At 73.8% G+C, this 18,756-nt stretch carries 16 protein-coding genes; 10 read left to right on the top strand and 6 right to left on the bottom strand.

The window, feature by feature from the left end:
- Positions 1-51: 51 nt before the first annotated feature.
- From ACFYML_RS28050 to hisF, 5 genes are all read left to right on the top strand, one after another.
- Complete coding sequence (locus ACFYML_RS28050) at positions 52-375, top strand: hypothetical protein (protein WP_387423476.1); 324 nt, start codon at positions 52-54, stop codon at positions 373-375.
- A gap of 16 nt (positions 376-391) precedes the next feature.
- Positions 392-1,120: a bifunctional 1-(5-phosphoribosyl)-5-((5-phosphoribosylamino)methylideneamino)imidazole-4-carboxamide isomerase/phosphoribosylanthranilate isomerase PriA gene (gene priA / locus ACFYML_RS28045; RefSeq protein WP_387423475.1), complete on the top strand. Its 729-nt coding sequence runs from the start codon at positions 392-394 to the stop codon at positions 1,118-1,120.
- Positions 1,117-1,512: a RidA family protein gene (locus tag ACFYML_RS28040; protein WP_387423474.1), complete on the top strand. Its 396-nt coding sequence runs from the start codon at positions 1,117-1,119 to the stop codon at positions 1,510-1,512. The genes priA and ACFYML_RS28040 overlap by 4 nt, the downstream gene beginning before the upstream one ends.
- Positions 1,509-2,507, top strand: coding sequence for an NADP-dependent oxidoreductase (locus ACFYML_RS28035; protein WP_387423473.1), 999 nt, complete (start codon positions 1,509-1,511; stop codon positions 2,505-2,507). The genes ACFYML_RS28040 and ACFYML_RS28035 overlap by 4 nt, the downstream gene beginning before the upstream one ends.
- A gap of 112 nt (positions 2,508-2,619) precedes the next feature.
- Positions 2,620-3,387, top strand: coding sequence for an imidazole glycerol phosphate synthase subunit HisF (gene hisF / locus ACFYML_RS28030; protein ID WP_387423472.1), 768 nt, complete (start codon positions 2,620-2,622; stop codon positions 3,385-3,387).
- 69 nt (positions 3,388-3,456) lie between these two features.
- Here the strand turns inward: hisF and ACFYML_RS28025 are convergent, their stop codons facing one another.
- Positions 3,457-3,918: a hypothetical protein gene (locus ACFYML_RS28025; protein WP_387423471.1), complete on the bottom strand. Its 462-nt coding sequence runs from the start codon at positions 3,916-3,918 to the stop codon at positions 3,457-3,459.
- Between the two features lie 139 nt (positions 3,919-4,057).
- Entirely contained in the window at positions 4,058-4,735 is a 678-nt protein-coding gene (locus ACFYML_RS28020; protein ID WP_387423470.1) for a YitT family protein, read from the bottom strand.
- Between the two features lie 58 nt (positions 4,736-4,793).
- Between ACFYML_RS28020 and ACFYML_RS28015 the strand changes: the two genes are divergently transcribed.
- From ACFYML_RS28015 to ACFYML_RS28005, 3 genes are all read left to right on the top strand, one after another.
- On the top strand, positions 4,794-6,251 hold the full coding sequence (locus ACFYML_RS28015) for a PLP-dependent aminotransferase family protein (RefSeq protein WP_387423469.1): 1,458 nt from the start codon (positions 4,794-4,796) through the stop codon (positions 6,249-6,251).
- Between the two features lie 59 nt (positions 6,252-6,310).
- Positions 6,311-8,767, top strand: coding sequence for a low temperature requirement protein A (locus tag ACFYML_RS28010; RefSeq protein ID WP_387423468.1), 2,457 nt, complete (start codon positions 6,311-6,313; stop codon positions 8,765-8,767).
- Positions 8,768-8,889: 122 nt separating this feature from the next.
- Positions 8,890-10,203 carry a low temperature requirement protein A gene (locus tag ACFYML_RS28005; protein ID WP_387423467.1) on the top strand — a complete coding sequence of 438 codons (1,314 nt, stop codon included), beginning with the start codon at positions 8,890-8,892 and terminating at the stop codon, positions 10,201-10,203.
- An 82-nt stretch (positions 10,204-10,285) separates the two neighbouring features.
- Here ACFYML_RS28005 and ACFYML_RS28000 read toward each other — a convergent pair whose 3' ends face one another.
- The 3 genes from ACFYML_RS28000 to ACFYML_RS27990 all read right to left on the bottom strand — a co-directional run bounded on the left by ACFYML_RS28000 (position 10,286) and on the right by ACFYML_RS27990 (position 13,959).
- Positions 10,286-12,112: an AMP-dependent synthetase/ligase gene (locus tag ACFYML_RS28000; protein WP_387423466.1), complete on the bottom strand. Its 1,827-nt coding sequence runs from the start codon at positions 12,110-12,112 to the stop codon at positions 10,286-10,288.
- Between the two features lie 140 nt (positions 12,113-12,252).
- Positions 12,253-13,203, bottom strand: a complete 951-nt coding sequence (locus ACFYML_RS27995) for a terpene synthase (protein ID WP_387423465.1) — start codon at positions 13,201-13,203, stop codon at positions 12,253-12,255.
- A gap of 126 nt (positions 13,204-13,329) precedes the next feature.
- The gene (locus tag ACFYML_RS27990) at positions 13,330-13,959 is read right to left on the bottom strand and encodes a TIGR03085 family metal-binding protein (protein WP_357435233.1); all 630 of its coding nucleotides are present in this window, start codon (positions 13,957-13,959) and stop codon (positions 13,330-13,332) included.
- Positions 13,960-14,174: 215 nt separating this feature from the next.
- Here ACFYML_RS27990 and ACFYML_RS27985 point away from each other — a divergent pair, with 215 nt between their 5' ends.
- Both ACFYML_RS27985 and ACFYML_RS27980 read left to right on the top strand, forming a co-directional pair.
- Positions 14,175-16,103, top strand: coding sequence for an ABC transporter ATP-binding protein (locus ACFYML_RS27985; protein ID WP_387423464.1), 1,929 nt, complete (start codon positions 14,175-14,177; stop codon positions 16,101-16,103).
- Positions 16,104-16,217: 114 nt separating this feature from the next.
- A complete protein-coding gene (locus tag ACFYML_RS27980; RefSeq protein WP_387423463.1) occupies positions 16,218-18,002 on the top strand; it encodes an ABC transporter ATP-binding protein in 1,785 nt (594 codons plus the stop codon).
- An 86-nt stretch (positions 18,003-18,088) separates the two neighbouring features.
- On the opposite strand, the gene ACFYML_RS27975 is transcribed toward ACFYML_RS27980, so the two are convergent.
- The gene (locus ACFYML_RS27975) at positions 18,089-18,700 is read right to left on the bottom strand and encodes a TetR family transcriptional regulator (RefSeq protein ID WP_387423541.1); all 612 of its coding nucleotides are present in this window, start codon (positions 18,698-18,700) and stop codon (positions 18,089-18,091) included.
- Positions 18,701-18,756 lie beyond the last annotated feature (56 nt).

The raw sequence follows: 18,756 nt of genomic DNA, 5'->3' as shown, positions 1-18,756 counted from the left end.
GAGGAGCGAGCCGGGTTTGCGAGCCCCGCGGTCGCGAGCGGCGGTGGACCGGTGAGCAAGGAGCGGGCCCGCCGCCGGGAAGCCCGCGAGGCGCAACTGGAGGCCGAGCGTGCCGTCCGCCGCCGCCGGGCGGCCCGCCGGGAGCGGCGGCGCGCCCTGGTACGCCGGTTGACGCCGCGGCTGCGGCGCGGCCGGACCGGCCGGCTGAGGCGGCACACCCGGGGCGAGCGGGCGGCGATCGTGCTGCTCACCGGGGCGGCGCTGGCCGGCATCTGGACCTTGGTGGACGACCTGGCGCTGCGGCTGGCGTTGGTCGTGTTGTTGCTGCTGGTGCTGCCGGCGATCGTGGTGATCGCCCTGGACCGTCGTACCTGATGCGAGGAGAAGTGCTGTGAGCCTCACCCTGTTGCCCGCTGTGGACGTCGCCGACGGTCGGGCCGTCCGGCTCGTGCAGGGCGCCGCCGGCAGCGAGACCGCGTACGGCGACCCGCTGGAGGCGGCCCTCGCCTGGCAGTCCGACGGTGCGGAGTGGATCCACCTGGTCGACCTGGACGCCGCCTTCGGCCGGGGCACCAACGCGCACCTGCTCGCCGAGGTGGTCCGGCAGCTCGATGTGAAGGTCGAGCTCTCCGGCGGGATCCGGGACGACGAGTCGCTGCAGGCGGCGCTGGGCACCGGGGCGGCCCGGGTCAACATCGGCACTGCCGCGCTGGAGGACCCGCAGTGGTGCGACCGGATCTGCGGCGAGTACGGCGACCGGGTGGCGATCGGGCTGGACGTGCGCGGCCGTACGCTCTCCGCGCGGGGCTGGACCCGCGACGGCGGTGACCTGTGGGAGGTGCTGGAGCGGCTGGACAAGGCCGGCGCCTCCCGGTACGTGGTCACCGACATCACCAAGGACGGCACCATGCGCGGGCCGAACCTGGACCTGCTGCGCGAGGTCTGCTCCCGCACCGACGCGCCGGTGATCGCCTCCGGCGGCGTCTCCGCCCTGGCGGACCTGCGCGCCCTGGCCGCCCTGGAGCCGGTGGGCGTGGAGGGCGTGATCGCCGGCAAGGCGCTCTACGCCGGGGCGTTCACCGTCGCCGAGGCCCTGGCCACGCTGCGGGCCGCGGCGTGACCTCCCCGGTCGTCACCCGCCTCGGCTCCGGTGGCCCATGGGAGGCCCAGTTCGGCTATTCGCGGGTGGTCCGGGTCGGGAACCTGGCCATCACCGCCGGCTGCACCTCGACGGTCGACGGGCAGGTGGCGCACGTGGGGGACGCCGCGGCCCAGACCGCGCAGGCGCTGCGGATCGGCCTGGACGCACTCGCCGAGGTGGGCGCCGAGCCGGCCGACGTGATCCGGACCCGGATGTACGTGACCGACCGGCGCCACGCCGACGAGGTCGGCCGGGCCCACAACGCGGTGTTCGGGGCGGTCCGCCCGGTGGCGACGATGGTCGTGGTGGCCGGGCTGATCGACCCGGAGCAGCTGGTCGAGGTGGAGCTGGAGGCGTACCTCTCCTCATGAGCACCAACCGCGAGATCCACCTGGCCTCCCGCCCGCAGGGCTGGCCGACCCCCGACAACTTCCGCCTCGTGGAGACCGAGGTGCCCACCCCGGGCCCTGGCCAGCTGGTGGTCCGCAACCAGTTCATCTCGGTCGATCCGTACATGCGCGGCCGGATGAACGACGTCAGGTCATACGTGCCGCCGTTCGCCCTCGACGCCCCGCTCGACGGCGGCGCGGTCGGCGAGGTGGTGGCCAGCGAGGCCGACGGGTTCGCCCCCGGCGACACCGTGCTGCACGGCCTCGGCTGGCGCGAGTACGCGCTGGTCGACGCGAAAGCCGCCCGCCAGGTCGACCCGAACCTCGCCCCGCTGAGCGCCTACCTGGGCGTGCTCGGCATGACCGGGCTGACCGCGTATGCCGGCCTGCTCGACGTTGCCGCCATGAAGCCCGGCGAGACCGTCTTCGTCTCCGGCGCGGCCGGCGCGGTGGGCAGCATGGTCGGCCAGATCGCCAAGCTGCGCGGCGCGGCCCGGGTGGTCGGCAGCGCCGGCTCGCCGGCCAAGGTCGAGCGGCTCAGGTCGCTCGGCTTCGACGCCGCCTTCGACTACCACGACGGCCCGGTCCGGGACGCCCTGCGGGCCGCCGCGCCCGACGGTGTCGACGTGTACTTCGACAACGTCGGCGGCGAGCACCTGGAGGCCGCGATCGGGGCGATGAACCTGCACGGCCGGGCCGCGATCTGCGGCATGATCGCCCAGTACAACGCCACTGAGCCGCCCGCCGCGCCGCGCAACCTGGCGCTGTTGATCGGCAAGCGGCTCACCCTGCGCGGCTTCCTGGTCGGCGACCACGGTCACCTGCGCGAGCAGTTCGTCCAGGAGACGGCCGGCTGGCTGCGCGCCGGGAAGATCGCGTACGACGAGACGGTGGTCGACGGCATCGAGCACGCCCCGGCGGCGTTCCTCGGCATGCTGCGCGGCGAGAACCTGGGCAAGATGCTGGTCCGGCTGTGAGGCAGGACGGGGCCCCTGCACCAGGGCTCCGGTAGTGGAGGGTCCCGGCCAGCACCGTGGCCGGCCTCACAGGCCGGCCGCTGGCGGAAACGGGGAAGGATAGGCTCGCGACATGACGGTGGCGGTACGGGTGATCCCCTGTCTGGACGTGGACGCCGGACGGGTGGTCAAGGGGGTCAACTTCGTCGACCTCCGGGACGCCGGCGACCCGGTCGAGCTGGCGGCCGCGTACGACCGGGCCGGCGCGGACGAGCTGACCTTCCTCGACGTCACCGCGTCCGTCAGCGACCGGGGGACCATTCTCGACGTGGTCCGGCGCACCGCCGAGTCGGTCTTCATCCCGCTCACCGTCGGCGGCGGCGTACGCACGGTCACCGACGTCGACACGCTGCTGCGGGCGGGCGCGGACAAGGTCGGCGTGAACACCGCCGCGATCGCCCGGCCGGAGCTGATCGCCGAGATCGCCGACCGGTTCGGCCGGCAGGTGCTGGTGCTCTCCCTCGACGTGCGGCGGGCGCCGGACGGCACCACGCCGAGCGGCTTCGAGGTGACCACCCACGGCGGCCGCCGGGGCACCGGCCTCGACGCGGTCGAGTGGGCCCGGCGCGGCGCCGAGCTGGGTGCGGGGGAGATCCTGCTCAACTCGATGGACGCCGACGGGACCAAGGCCGGCTTCGACCTGCCGCTGATCCAGGCCGTCCGGGCGGCCGTCGACGTGCCGGTGATCGCGAGCGGTGGCGCCGGCGCGGTGGCGCACTTCCCGCCGGCGATCGGCGCGGGCGCCGACGCGGTGCTCGCGGCCAGCGTCTTCCACTTCGGCGAGCTGACCGTCGGCGAGGTCAAGGACGCCTTGCGCACCGCCGGCCACCCGGTCCGCTGACCCACCCACGGGCCGGTCCGGATGCCGCCCGGGGTCGCCGAGCTGGCGCGGCCAAACGGGGCGGCGGGTTCAGGGGCGGCCGGAGTGGCCCTCGGGGGAACGGCGCGGCATCGGGATCGACCGGACCACGTACTCCTGGACGGCGGCGGCGTGGTCGTCCTCGGCGAGGCTCCAGTCGGACGTGCCCGGCGTGTGCCGGCGGGTCAGCACGCCCTGCACGGTGTCCACGGTGGTCCCCAGCCCGGCGCTCGGCCGGGTGCGCCACAGCCGCTCGCCGTCGGGGGTGAGCCGGAACCAGCCGTCGGAGACGGTGACCAGGCCCGCGCCGAGGAGCCGGCGGACGGCTCCCTCGACCTCGTCCCGCTCGGGGATGGACCGGTTGAGGTGGTCGGCGGTGGAGAGGACGTCAGCCAGGCGGACACCCTCCGGACGCCGGGTGGTGGCCGCCCGGCGGTGCCGTCCGGCACCGCTCGCGATCACCAGCGAGACGAAGATCCAGGCGTCGGTCCAGCGCCATCCGTTCTCCCCCATGAACGAATGATGCCCGGCGTTGCCGGCGGAGAAAACACCTGGTTTCGACGCCGGCCGTCGGCGCAGCTCAGCCGGGGTGCGGTCCGGCCCGTCCGGTGGCCGTCGGCGGGGCCGGGTGGCGCTGCGTGGTGACCCCGGCTCAGGCCGCCTCGCCCGCCGGGTGCGGCGTGGGGCCCACCGCCGGTTCCACGGCGGGACCCTCCGACTGCTGCGGGGGCACCGCGAAGAGCGGGATGAACAACTGGGCGAGCGGCCCGATGGCGAGCGCGTACGCGACCGTGCCGACGCCGACCGTGCCGCCGAGCAGCCAGCCCAGCGCCAGCACGGTCACCTCGATGACGGTCCGGACCAGCCGGATGGAGCGGCCGGGGCGGCGGGCGACGTACCCGGTCATCAGGCCGTCGCGCGGGCCGGGGCCGAAGGCCGCCCCGAGGTAGAGCCCGGTGGCCGCGCCGTTGGCGACGATCCCGACGATCAGCAGGCAGATCCGCAGCGGCAGGCCGCCGCCGGCCGGCACGAGGGCCAGGGTGCCGTCCACCACCAGGCCGATCACCACCACGTTGCTGACCGTGCCGAGGCCGGGGCGTTGCCGCAGCGGGATCCACAGCAGCAGCACCAGGGCGCCGACCGCGATGGTGACCGTGCCGAAGGAGAGCCCGGTCTGCCGGGCGAGGCCCTGGTGGAACACGTCCCACGGGTCGAGGCCGAGGCCGGACCGGATCATCAGGGCCATGCTGACGCCGTAGAGCGTGAGCCCGGCGTAGAGCTGGGTCAGTCGCCGGGCGGGCCGGTACCGGAAATTGCCAATCGGTGCCATGCATGCCACCCTAGGGTCCAATCTCGCCCGCGACAGAGCCAATTTCGGAGGGGTGGCCATGACGAGTCAGGTGCGCGGTGTCCAATTGGCTCGGCTCCTCGGCCAGTGGCACGCGCTGCCCGGCCGCCGACGCAGCCCCGACTACGCCGCGCTCGCCGCCGCGGTCCGCGGCCTGCTCGCCGACGGCCGGCTCCCCCTGGGGGTACGCCTGCCGGCCGAGCGGGAGCTGGCGGAGGCGCTGCGGATCAGCCGTACCACGGTCACCGCCGCCTACCGGGAGCTGCGCGAGAGCGGCCACCTGGCCAGCCGGCGCGGGGCCGGCAGCTGGACCATGCTGCCCGGTACCCACCGGGTGGCCAGCACCGGGTTGTGGACCCCGCTGGACGATCGGGACATGATCGACCTCGGGGTGGCCGCGCTCGCCGCCCCGCCGCAGCTCGTCCCGGCCGCCCGGGCGGCCACCGAGGATCTGCCCCACTACCTGGGCGGGGCCGGCTACCACCCGACCGGCATCATCGAGCTGCGCGAGGCGGTGGCCCGGGCGTACACCGAGCGGGGGCTGCCGACCAGCCCGGAGCAGATCATGGTCACCAGCGGCACCCAGCACGCGCTGGACCTGGTGCTGCGGCTGGCCCTGTCGCCGGGCGGCGGGGTGCTGGTGGAGTCCCCGACCTACCCCAACGCGCTCGCCGCGCTGTCGGCCCGCCGGGCCCGGATCAGCACCCACGGTCTCGCCATGGACGACCTCGGCTGGGACGCCGAACTGCTGCTGGGCAGCATCCGGCAGGCCCGGCCGAAGCTGGCGTACCTGATCCCCGAGTTCCAGAACCCGACCGGCCACCTGATGCCGGCCGAGTTGCGCGAGCGGCTGGTCGCCGCCGCCCACGCCGCCGGGACCGACCTGGTGATCGACGAGTCCTTCGTGGACCTGCCGCTGGACGGCACCCCGCTGCCGCCGCCGGTCGCCACCTTCGACCGGCACTCCCGGGTGATCAGCATCGGCGGGATGAGCAAGCCGTACTGGGGTGGCCTGCGGATCGGCTGGGTCCGGGCGTCCGCGCCGCAGGTGCAGCGGCTGGCCGCCGCCCGGGTCGGCGTGGACATGGCCAGCCCGGTCCTCGACCAGCTCGTCGCGGTGCACCTGCTCGCCGAAGCGGCGACCATCGTGGCCGCGCGGCGGGCGCAGCTCGCCGCCCAGCGGGACGCGCTGGTCGGCGCGCTGGCCGAGCGGCTGCCCGACTGGCGGGTCAGCGTGCCGCGCGGCGGCGTGACGCTCTGGGTCGAGCTGGACGGCCCGGTCTCCAGCGCCCTGGCCCGGGCCGCCGAGGAGGCCGGCGTACGCCTGGCGCCCGGACCCCGGTTCGGCCTGGACGGCACCCTCGAGCGGTTCCTGCGGCTGCCGTTCACGCTGCCCGCCGCCGACCTGGTGGAGGCCGTCGGCCGGCTCGCCGCGGTCCGCTACGACCTCGACCGGGCCGGCCGCCCGCAGTGGCGGGAGCCGTCCGTCATCGCCTGAGCCGGGCGGGCTTGCCGGATGCCCCCGCGCCGGGCACCGCCGCCGGGCAGACTCAAGCGATGGCCAGCGGTAGGTCGAGGGGACTGTCCGATCGGTTCCAGATGGTCGCCGAGAGCGGCGGGGTGACCCGGCTGGAACTCTTCCTCGACCTGGTTTTCGTCTACGCCTTCCTCAACGTGACCAGTCTGGCCGCTGCCCAACCCGACCTCTTCGGGATCGTGCGCGGTCTGCTGCTGCTCGCGCTGCTGTGGTGGTGCTGGGTCTCCTACGCCTGGCTCAGCAACTCCATCCGGTTGGACCGGGGGATCATGCCGATGGTCGCCTTCGGCCTCATCGCGATCATCTTCGTGGTGGGGGTGGCGATTCAGGAGGCATTCGTCGACCGGCCCGGTGGGCTGCCCGGCCCGCTCATCTTCGTGCTGGGCTACCTCGCCGCGCGGGCCGGCGCCCTGACGGTCGCGATGATCTGCGCCCGGTCCGACCCGGTCTCCCGACAGCGGGTCCGGCGCGGCTGGCTTCCCCTGTTCGGTGCCGCCCCGCTGCTGCTGCTCGCGGCGCTGCTGGCCGGCCGGTTGATCGACGTCGAGATCCATCCGTGGGCCCGCCTGGGTCTGGTGCTCCTGGCGATCCTCATCGAGTACCGCGGTGGGATCCTCACCGGCGTGGTCGGTGGGCGCGACATCCCGGTACGACACTGGGTCGAGCGCCATTCCCTGATCGTCATGGTCGCGTTCGGGGAGACCATCATCTCCGTCGGGGTCAGCCGGGGCATCGGCTCCACCGCACCGATCACCTGGCCGCTGGTCGCCGCCATCCTGCTCAGCATGAGCGTCGTGGGCGTGCTCTGGTGGACCTACTTCGACCTCGCCCGGTTCGCCGCCGAACTCGCCCTTGAGCGGGTGTCCGGGGCGGCCCGGATACGGCTGGCGCGGAACGCGTACAGCTTCCTGCACCTACCGATGATCGGCGGTCTGATCCTGCTCTCGCTCGGCCTCGAGAAGGCGGTGGGGGCCGTCGGCGAACCGGCGCCGCTGCCCGCGCTGTCCCTGCTCGCACTGTACGGCGGCGTGATCCTCTACCTGGTCGGGCTGCTCGCCTTCGAAGGGCGCACGATGCACATCGTGGGCCGGGGGCCGCTGCTCGGCCTCGTCCTGCTCGCCCTCGGCATACCGGTGGCGGCCCAGGTGCCGGCGCTGGCCGCGCTCGCGATTCTCGCCGGCCTGGTGGCCGTGCTCGTGCTCGCCGACCGTACCGTCTTCCGGGGCCGGCACCAGGTCCTGCACCGCGCGATCCAGCCCGCCGTCCAGCGGGCCGTCGGTGTCGCCCCGAAGGAACTCTTCTTCGATCTGGTCTTCGTCTACGCGTTCATCCAGGTCACCAGCCTGATGGCCGCCGATCCAACCTGGCACGGGCTGGTCCGCGGGCTGGCGGTGCTGGCCGTACTCTGGTGGGCCTGGAACGTGTTCGCGTGGCTGTCCACCGCGCTGCGCACGGACGAGCCGGGAGCTCGCCTGGTCTACGTCGCCGTCGCGGCGAACATCCTCATCATCGCGATCGCGATCCCGGTGGCGTTCTACGACCCGTCGCGGGCCGGGCTGTACGGGCCGCTGGTTTTCGCGACCTGCTACGGCGTCGTCCGGCTGCTGCACCTGGGCACGTTCTGGGTGGTCGCGCGCGGCAATCCCGGCTTACGCCGCCAACTGCTGCTGCTCGCCCTCGCGGCCGGGCTGGCGACGCTCCTGCTGCTGAGCGCCGCGCTGCTGCCCGAACTGGTCGGCGCGCGGGGAGCCTACAGCCCGCTGCGGATCGCCCTGTGGCTGGCCGCCATAGCCGTCGACTACAGCAGTCGGTACCTGGTGAACGTCAGGCAGTGGCAAATCAGTTCGGCCAGTCACTGGGCGGAGCGGTACGGCCTGATCGTCATCGTCGCGCTCGGCGAGGCGATCATCGCCACCGGACGTGCGGTCGCCGACCAACCGATATCCGGGCTGGTGATCGTCGGGGCGATCCTCGGCACCGCGCTGGTAGGGACGCTGTGGTGGGCGTACTTCGACATCGACGCCATCGCCGGGGAACGCGCCGTGGAGACCGCTGCGGGCGGCGACCGCAGCCGGCTGGCCGCCGACGCGTACACCTTTCTGCACCTGGTGATGGTGGCCGGCATCGTGCTGGTCGCGCTCGGTCTGGGCCAGACGCTCGCGTTGGCGCACCGGAGGCCCGGGCTGGCCGCGGGGTTGCCCACCCTGGCCCACCTCGCCCTCTACGGCGGGGTGATCCTCTATCTGATCGGCGATCAGGCCTTCTGGTGGCGGACGCAGCACGGCATCCGGTGGATCCGCGGCATCACGACCCTGGTGTTCGTCGCGCTGGTCCCGCTGGCCGCGCCGTGGGCCGGGCTGGTGGGCCTCGCGGTCCTCGTCGCCGTCGCCATCATCTTCTTGATCGTCGAAGCGGTCCGTACGGCGCAGCTCAGACGGGTGCTGCGCGAACCGCTGGTGCCCGAGGCGGGCCCGTAGCGGGGGCCGCTGACCGCCCCGCACCGCATCCGGTCAGGACGGCGGGCGCCAGATCGCCGCCGGAACCGGCCAGCCTGCCCGGATCGCACTCGGTGGGCCACACCCGCTGCGACACTGCGCGGGTGAGGAACAACGGCGGCACCCGGTGGGCGAGCGTGGTCCGGCTCGGCGCGCCGGGGTCCCGGGTGACGCGGCTGGAGCTCTTCTTCGACCTCGTCTTCGTCTTCGCGTTCCTCACCGTCACCGGCCTGACCGCGAGCCAGCCCAGCTGGGTCAACCTGTTCCATGCCCTGCTCGTGCTGGCGCTGCTCTGGTGGTGCTGGCAAGGTTTCGCCGGCCTCGGCAACCTGGTCCGGGCCGACCAGGGCGTGCTGCCGGTGGTCGGCTTCGTCATCGGGGCCGCCACCTTCCTGCTGGTGCTGAGCATTCCGGGCGCGTTCGTGGACCAGCCTGGCGGGCTCAACGGCCCGCTCGTCTTCGCGGTCTGCTACTTCCTGGTCCGCGGCCCGCAGCTCGCGGTCTTCGGCTGGGTGGCCCGGTCCGATCCGGCTCAGTTCCGGCTCTGGCTGCGGCTCGCCGCGCTGCCGGTGGCCGCCACGGTGCTGCTGGTCGCCGCCGGGCAGGTGCCGCCCCGGGTCACCTCCGGAGCCCTGGCGACCGCCATCCAGCTCAGCCTGTGGACGGCAGCGGTGCTGGTGGAGTACGTGGCGGGCATCATCCTCGGCGGCTCGTACTGGGTGGTGACCTCCGCCGGGCACTGGGCGGAGCGGCACGCCCTGATGGTCCTGCTCGCGCTCGGCGAGTCGATCATCGCGCTCGGGCTAGGTCCGAAGGCGATCAGCGCGCTGCCGCTGACCGGGCCGGTGATGACCGCCGCGGTGCTCGGCGTCGCGATCGCCGCGGTGCTCTGGTGGGCGTACTTCGACACCCTCGCCCCCGGGGTCGAGCAGCGGCTGCACGCCGCCCGGGAGCCGGGCGCCCGGGCCCGGCTGGCCCGCAACGCGTACACCTACCTGCACCTGCCGATGGTCGCCGGGATCATCTTCTTCGCCCTCGGGCTCAAGGACCTGCTCGCTGAGTCGGCGTTGCCCAGCACGCCGGCCTGGGGGGAGCCGCTCGGCGCCTTCTGGGTGACGGTCCTCTACGGCGGGGTCGCCGTCTACCTGCTCAGCCTCGCGGCCTGCGCGTTGTTGGTGCTGCAGGCCGTGCGCTGGCCGTTGCTGGGTGCGGCGGTGGTGATCGTGGCGGTGGTCCCGGCGGCGGCCGGGCTGCCGGAACTCGTGGCGGTGGTGCTGCTGGCGGTGCTCTGCGTGGCCGCCATCGTCGCCGAGACGCTGCGCGAGGACGGTCGGCGGCGCCAGATCCGGCAGCTCGCGCTGGAGGAGCAGATCGCCGCCGAGATGGAGCAGACCCGGTGGCGCCAGCATCACCTGTGACCGCGGCCGACGACCGCCGGAAGGACCGGCGGCCGTGCCCCGGGACGGTGGGGCACGGCCGCCGGACGGTACGGATCCGCCGCTACAGCTCGGCGAGGGTGCCCGCGTACATCTTCTCGATCTCGGCGGCGAAGTTGCTCTCCACGCCCCGGCGCTTGATCTTCAGCGACGGGGTGACCTCGCCGTCCTCGATGGTGAGGTCGCGCGGGAGGACGGTCACCTTCTTGATCGTCTCCCAGCGGTTGAGTTTGGCGTTGAGCTCCGCCACGTAGCCCTCGACCATTGCCTGGGCCTCCGGCGAGGTGACGATCCCGGTGTAGTCGCGGCCCTCCAGCGGGCCGCCGGCCGCCCAGCCCCTGATCGCGTCCTCGTCGAGGGTGACCAGCATGGTGCAGTAGTTGCGGGACTGTGCGATCACCACCGCCTGCGAGGCGTACGGGCAGATGGACTTGAACATGGCCTCGATGTGCGAGGGTGCGATGTACTTCCCGCCCGAGGTCTTGACCAGGTCCTTCTTCCGGTCGGTGATTCGCAGATAGCCGTCGTCGTCCAGGCTGCCGATGTCCCCCGTGCGGAAGAAGCCGTCCTCGGTGAACGCGGCGGCGGTCTCCTCGGGCAGGTTGTGGTAGCCGCGCATCACCGGCCGGCCGCGGAGCAGGATCTCGCCGTCGGTGTCGATCCGGCACTCCAGGTCGCCCAGTGCCGTGCCGACGGTGCCGATGCGCAGTCCGTCCGGTGGGTTGACGAAGTTGCCGGCGCTGGTCTCGGTGAGGCCGTACCCCTCGGAGATGGGCAGGCTGGCGGCGGCGAAGAAGGTGGCGATCTCCTCGTTCAGCTTCGCCGCGCCGGAGACGAGCAGCCGGATCCGGCCGCCGAGCCGGGCCTGGAGCTTGCGGAAGACCAGCTTCTCGGCCAGCGCGTACCTCAGCTTGAGCCCCACGGGCAGCGGCTGGCCGGCCTGCTCCAGCGCGACCTTGTCCTTGCCCACCGCGACGGCCCAGGCGAAGATCTTCGCCTTCGCGCCGCCGGCGTCCTGGGCCGTGGTGACGGCCTTGTTGTAGACCTTCTCGAAGACCCGGGGCGCGGCGCACATCAGCGTCGGCCGGATCACGGCGAGCAGCTCGACCAGCTTGTCCACCCGCCCGTCGACGTACGTGGGCACGCCGACGTGGGTGACCCCGCAGAGCAGCGTCTTGCCGAAGGAGTGTGACAGCGGCAACCAGAGGTACTGGAGGTCGTCGGCGTGCAGCACGCCCAGCTCGGCCTGCGCCACGCCCTCCCAGCACCAGCCGCCGTGCAGCAACTCGACGCCCTTGGGCCGGCCAGTGGTGCCGGAGGTGTAGATGAGGGTGGCCAGGTGGTCCGGGCCGATGCCGGCGACCAGCATGTCGATCAGGTCCGGCTCGTGCTCCAGCGCCCGGGCTCCCCGCGCCTCCAGCTCGGTCAGGGTGAGCTGCGGGACCGCGGCGGCCGGGTCGGGCTCGCCGTCGAAGAGCACCACGTGGGTCAGCGCCGGAATCTCGGCGCCGGCGATCTTCGCGGCCTGGGCCGGGTTCTCGGCGAAGAGCACCCGCGACCCGGAGTCGGCGAGGATGTAGGTCGTTTCCTCCGGCTCGCTGGTCGGGTAGACGGTGGTGGTGGCCCCGCCCGCGCACATGATGCCGAAGTCGGCGAGCACCCATTCGAGCCGGGTGTTCGCCAGGATCGCCACCCGGTCCTCCAGGCCGACGCCGAGTCCGTGCAACCCGGCCGCGACCGCCTTGGCGCGCCGCCCGACCTGCTCCCAGCTCAGCCACACCGGCCCCGAGTCGTCCGCGGCGGGGTGGGCGAACGCGGGACTGGCCGGGGTGGCCGCCACGCGTTTGAGGAACATGTCGGGGATGGAACGGTACGGTACATCGAGAGCCATCGCTGAAGCCGCCTTCAGGGTGGAGGGACGTGACGGAGGTCACGCCATTCTGCGGTTACCGAAGAGTATTGCCTCCACCGGGGCGGCGGCTAGCCCTGGTGCCTGCGGCGACCGGCGTCCCCCGGCGGGGACCGGCCCGGTCAGGCGTACCGGGACGCGGCGAGCGACCAGTCGTAGGTGGCCCGGATCCAGTTCCGCCGGGTGGTCAGGAAGGCCAGGACTGCCTCGTCGCCCCCCGCGGCCAGCGCCGACTCCCGTTCCCCGTACGCCACCAGCGCCGCGTTGAACCGGGCGGCCGCCGCGCGCAACGCCGACTCCTCGTCCTGCTCGGTCTCGCCGGCGATCGTGGTGACCAGGTTGTGGCTGTCCGGCGCGCTGCTGCGTTCCTTGCCGTACGAGAAGAGGTCGTTGCACCAGCAGACCAGATCGGCGGCGAGGTCGTCCACGGCGGCCAGCGCCGGATCCGCCCGCCGCCCCGGCTCCGGCACCGCGTCGTACGCCAGGTCGGTGAGGGTGAAGCTGGGCCGGGCCCCGCCGGTGTGCCGGCGCATCTGCACGTACTCGGCCACCCCGGGCACCCGCCGGTGCTCCCGGTTGGCCGCCTCCCAGAGCAGCGCCAGCAGGTACTCCCGCAACTGGCTGACCAGCCGCAACAGCAGGGCCGGCCGTTGCCGGGCGCGCGCCCGCCGGCACAGGTCGTGCAGCGCGACGCCCAGCGGCCCGGCGTCCACCGGCGCCGGCGCGTCCGGGTCGCCCTGCCGGTCGAGCACCGCCAGCAGGCCCGCCACCGTGGGCGCGAGCCGGGTCGGGCTGGCGCCCAGGCCGTCCTCGTCGCAGGCGTCGTCCATCACGAACAGCCAGGAGATCAGGTCGGTGAGCAGGCGCAGCCGGTTCAGCGGCCCGCTCGGGCAGGCCCGGCCGGCCAGTTCCGCCGGGTTGGCACCGGCCAGCCGGCGCAGCCCGGCCGGATCGTCGATCAGGCCCAGCTCGCGTACCCAGCCGGCGCTCTCCCCGGCGGCCAGTTCGACAGCGGGGTGCCGGCGCGCCGGGAAGGGGGGTTCGCGCAGTGCCGAGACCGCGAAGCTCCGCATCCGTCCCCCTGTCCCGCCGCCCTCGGTAATGGGGCGGTGGCCGAGAGCGTACGACAGGAATGATCAGCCGTGGTGGTCGGGTCGAGGGCCGTTTCACATCTCGTGGTGACCGTTTCCGCCCATCCGTCAGAAGCCCAGGCTCGCCGCCCGCAACCGTTCGGCCGGCGCGGACGGGCCGTCCACCTGCACCCGCGCCACCCGCTGGCGGCCGGAGAGGAAGAGCACCAGCTCGCCGGGCGCGCCCACCACCCGCAGCCGGTCGCCGCCCCGGCCGACGGTGCGCTCGCCGAACCCCGGTGCCTGGACCAGCAGATCCGCCGGGAAGCGGCGCAGCGCCAACCGGGCCATCCCCGCGGCCCGCTTCCAGAGCACCGCCTGGAACCCCGCCGGCAGGTCCCGCGGCAGCCACCCCGGCTGCGCCCGGCGGACGTCCTCGTGGTGGATGAAGAACTCCAGGGTGTTGACCAGCTCGTCGGTGAGTGGGTTGCTGACCGGGCTCCACACCGGCGGGCGGCGCACCCGCGCCACCAGCTCCGCGTACGGCCCCGCGGCCGTGCGCCGGCGGACCGCCTCACCGTACCGGCGCAGCGGCCGCAGCAGGATGCCGGCGGCGGCGTCCGGCCGGCGCTCCCGCACCGTCAGGTGCGCCGCGAGGTCGCGGGTGCGCCACCCCTCGTCGATCGTCGGCGCGTCCGGTCCCAGGTCCAGCAGCAGATCGGCGAGCGCCTCGCGCTCCGATCGGGCGTACCGCGGCATGGCCCGATCGTAGGCCCGTGGCGGCCCGACCACCGGGACGGCACGGCCGGCGGCGCCGCGCCGGCGGCCACCGGTCGGGCGCGGTGCCACGAACCGCCCTGGTCAGGGTGGCCGGTGCCGGAAGGTGACGTCGGACATACGCCCTCCGGGTCGGCGGATCTGGCACCGAGCGGTAAGGATGAGGGAGAAAATTGCGGCTTACGGCGGGGGAGAGCGTGGCGAGCGGGACAAGTCGGGACGTGCTCGGCAGGGGACTGCGGGTACTCGGCCGGGCCATCCGGGAACAACCCCGGATCTTCGCGGTCGCGGTGGCCGGCAGCGTGCTCTTCGGCCTCATGGTGATCGCCAGCGCGTACGTCGTCGGCGGGGTGGTCGGCAAGGTGGTGGTCCCGGCCGTCGCCCGCGGCTCGGTGGCCGGTGGCGTCCTCGCGCTGGCCGCGGCCGCGCTGTTCGGGATCAGCGTGCTGCGGGTGGTCGGCATCTTCGGCCGCCGGCTCGGCGCCGGTTACATGCAGTACCGGCTCCAGGCCGCCTACCGCCGCCGGGTCACCCGCCGCTACCTCGACCTGCCCCTGGCCTGGCACCACCGCAACGCCACCGGCACCCTGCTCTCCAACGCCAACTCCGACGTCGAGGCGGCCTGGTATCCGATCGCGCCGCTGCCGTTCGCGGTCGGCACCCTGGTGATGCTGGTCGGCGCCGTGGTCTCGCTGTTCGTCACCGACTGGGCGCTCGCCCTGGTCGGCCTCGCCGTCTTCCCGGCGCTGTTCGCCCTCAACGTCGTCTACTCCCGCCGGATGGCCCCCCGCCAGGCCCGCGCCCAGCGGCTGCGCGCCGAGGTCAGCGGCATCGCGCACGAGAGCTTCGACGGCGCGCTGGTGGTCAAGACGATGGGTCGCGAGGCGCAGGAGACGGCCCGGTTCGCCGCCCGCGCCGGTGAGCTGCGCGACGCGCTGATCTCCGTCGGTAAGCTGCGTGGCGTCTTCGACCCGATGCTGGAGACCCTGCCCAGCCTCGGCACCCTGGCCGTACTGGTGGTCGGCGCGGTCCGGCTCCGGCAGGGCGCGATCGACGTGACCGAGCTGGTCAGCGTCGCCTTCCTGTTCACCGTGCTGGCCTTCCCGGTCCGGGCCATCGGCTGGGTGCTGGCCGAGCTGCCGCGCAGCGTCGCCGGCTGGGACCGGGTGCGCCGGGTCCTCGACGCCACCGGCGAGATGCCGTACGGCGAGGCGACGCTCGACCCGGCCACGCCCACGCCGGCCACCCTCGCCTTCCGCGACGTCCACTTCGGCTACGAGCCGGCCGAGGCGCACCTGCCCGGCGCGGAGGTGCTCGGCGCGGTCTCCTTCACCGTGCCGGCGGGGAAGACCGTCGCCCTGGTCGGGCCCACCGGGGCCGGCAAGTCCACCATCGCCTCGCTCGCCGTCCGGCTGGTCGACCCGGGCAGCGGCACGGTCACCCTGGACGGCGTCGACGTCCGCGACCTCACGGCGGCCTCGCTCGCCGCGAACGTGGCCCTGGTCGCCCAGGTCCCGTTCGTCTTCGACGACACCGTCCGGGCCAACATCGCCCTGGACCGGCCCGGCGTCGGTGACGAGGAGGTCTGGGCTGCGCTGCGGCTCGCCGAGGCGGACGGCTTCGTCGCCGCGCTCCCCGACGGGCTGGACACCATGGTCGGCGAGCGGGGCACCTCGCTCTCCGGCGGCCAGCGGCAGCGGCTCACCCTGGCCCGGGCACTCGCCGGCCGGCCGCGGCTGCTGGTGCTCGACGACGCCACCAGCGCCGTCGACCCCCGGGTGGAGGCGGCCATCCTGGCCGGGCTGCGCACCCCGACCGACCGGCCTCCATCCGGCCCGGAGCGCCACCAAGCGGCGCGGCGGCCGAATCATGGCCGCAGCGCACCCGCGTCGATCCTGGTGGTCGCGTACCGCCGGGCCACCATCGCGCTCGCGGACGAGGTGATCTACGTCGAGCGCGGCCGGGTGCTCGCCCGCGGCACGCACGCCGAGCTGCTCGCCACCGTGCCCGGCTACGCCGACCTGGTCACCGCGTACGAGCAGGCCGAGCAGGAACGCGAGCAGCCCCGCCCGTACGACGAGGTCACCCCGCTGACCTCCGGCCTGGAAGTCGAGGTTGACCGGTGAGCGCGAGGAGTGCAGCGGAGCGGAGCCCCGCAGTCGCGAACGAAAGGCGGGCCCGGTGAGCGCGAGGAGTGCAGCGGAGCGGAGCCCCGCAGTCGCGAACGGAAGGCGGGCCCGGTGAGCACGACTGTGGAGGCGGATCGGCCGGCCGAGGCGACCGAGTCGACCTGGCGGACGCTGCGGCGCGGGCTCGCGCTCTCCCCGGAGCTGAAGACCGGGTTGGCCGGCACGCTCGGGCTGGCGCTGGTCTACATGATCGGCCGGGTCGCCGTGCCGGTGGCCGTGCAGCGCGGCATCGACCACGGCATCGTCGGTGGCCTCGACCTGGACGTGGTCACGCTGACCGTGGTCGCCACCGCCGCCGTGCTGGTGGTCACCACCGCCTGCGGCTACCTGATGATGCGCCGGCTCTTCACGGTGAGCGAGACCGCCCTCGCCGGGGTGCGTACCCGGGCCTTCCGGCACGTGCACGACCTGTCCATGCTGCACCAGCAGTCCGAGCGGCGGGGCTCGCTGGTCTCCCGGGTCACCAGCGACGTGGACCAGATCACCCAGTTCCTCCAGTGGGGCGGCGTGATCCTGATCGTCAACCTGGGCCAGCTGGCGGTGACCACGGCCGTGATGCTGGCGTACTCCTGGCAGCTCACCCTGGTGGTGCTCATCGCGTTCGCCCCGGCGGTGCTGGTGATCCGGCTGCTCCAGCGCCGGCTGGCCGCCGCGTACGGCCTGGTCCGCCAGCGGATGGGCACGCTGCTCGGCACCATCGGCGAGAGCGTGGTGGGTGCCCCGGTGATCCGGGCGTACGGGATCGCCGGGCGGACCGCTCGGCGGCTGGACGCGGCGATCGAGGGGCAGCGGCAGGCCCAGCAGCGGGCCATCCGGATCAGCATCATGGGCAGCTCGGTGGGGGAGCTGGCCGCCGGCCTGGCGCTGGCCGGCGTGGTGGTGGTCGGGGTCAACCTCGGCGTGGACCGCACGTTGTCGATCGGCCAGCTCACCGCGTTCCTGTTCCTGGTGACGCTCTTCATCCAGCCGGTGCAGATCGCCACCGAGGTGCTCAACGAGGCGCAGAACGCGATCGCCGGCTGGCGCCGGGTGCTCGACGTGCTGGACGTCGCGCCGGACGTGGCCGACCCCAAGCAGGGGCGGGAGCTGGCGCCCGGCCCGCTGGACATCCGCTTCGCCGGGGTGACCTTCGCCTACCCGGGTGGGCCGCCGGTGTTGCACGACGTGACCCTGGAGATCCCGGCGAAGAGCCGGGTGGCCGTGGTCGGCGAGACCGGCAGCGGCAAGACCACCTTCGCCAAGCTGCTCACCCGGCTGATGGACCCCACCGAGGGGGAGGTGCTGCTCTCCGGCGTGTCGCTGCGGCAGGTGCGGTTCGACTCGCTGCGCTCCCGGGTGGTGATGGTGCCGCAGGACGGTTTCCTGTTCGACACGACGGTGGGAGAGAACGTCCGCTTCGCCCGCCCCGAGCTGACCGACGCGCAGCTCACCGCCGCCTTCACCGAGCTGGGCCTGGCCGACTGGCTGGACGGGCTGCCGGCCGGGCTGGACACCCCGGTGGGGGAGCGCGGGGAGGCGCTCAGCGTCGGCGAGCGGCAGCTGGTCGCGCTGGCCCGGGCGTACGTCGCCGACCCCGACCTGCTGGTGCTGGACGAGGCGACCAGCGCGGTCGACCCGGCCACCGAGGTGCGCCTGCAGCGCACCCTGGACGCGGTCACCCGGGGCCGGACCACGCTCGCCATCGCGCACCGGCTCTCCACCGCCCAGGTCGCCGACGAGGTGATCGTGGTGGACCGGGGCCGCATCGTCCAACGCGGCTCCCACGACGAACTGGTCCAGGACCCGGATTCCGTCTACGCCCTGCTCTACGCCTCCTGGCTGGAACAAACCCGCTAACCCGCCCCCGGCTGCCGCTCCCCGCAGCCCGTGTTGATCAAGGAGTTCGCGTCCGGATCGCGCGTCCGGAGACGCGAACTTCTTGATCAACTTTCCGTGGCTGGGGTGGGCAGCGGGCCGGTGAGGTAGCGCTGGACGGTGGGGCCGATCGTGGCGACCAGGGCCTCCGGGGCGGCGGAGGCGACCGGTTCGAGCCGGATGACGTACCGCATCATGGCCAGGCCGATCATCTGGGTGCCGACCAGCCCGCCGCGCAGCGGCAGCTCGGCCGGGTCGACGTCGAGCTGGTCGAGCACCCGGCGCAGCACCTGGGTGACCAGGAACTCGCGCAGCAGCCGCGCGGTCCACTCGTTGCCGACCGCCGAGCGGAGCAGGGCCACCGCCGCTCCGCCGACCGGGGAGTCCCAGACCGCCAGGAAGGCGCGGACCAGCCGCTCGCCCACGCCGTCCGGGCCGCCGGCCAGCACGGCCGGCAGCAGGTCAGCCGGGTCGACCGGGATCGCCACGGTGGCCCGGAACAGCTCCTCCTTGGTGCCGAAGTAGTGGTGCACCAGCGCCGGGTCCACCTGAGCGGCGGCGGCGATGGCCCGGATGGACGCGCCGTCGAAGCCGCGCTCGGCGAACGCGGTCCGGGCCGCGTCGAGGATCGCCTCCCGCGTGCCCGGGTTGCCCGGTCGCCGTCCGGTACGCCGTGCCATTGCCACCCTTCGCTCGTTCCGTCATCCCGTTCGTGGCCCGGTCCCGGCCGGGACCG

Origin of the sequence: Micromonospora sp. NPDC007230, from assembly GCF_042869115.1 — a bacterium.
Lineage (GTDB): Bacteria > Actinomycetota > Actinomycetes > Mycobacteriales > Micromonosporaceae > Micromonospora.
The sequence above is the reverse complement of the archived record's forward strand: the minus strand, read 5'-3'. Positions and strand labels throughout refer to the sequence as shown.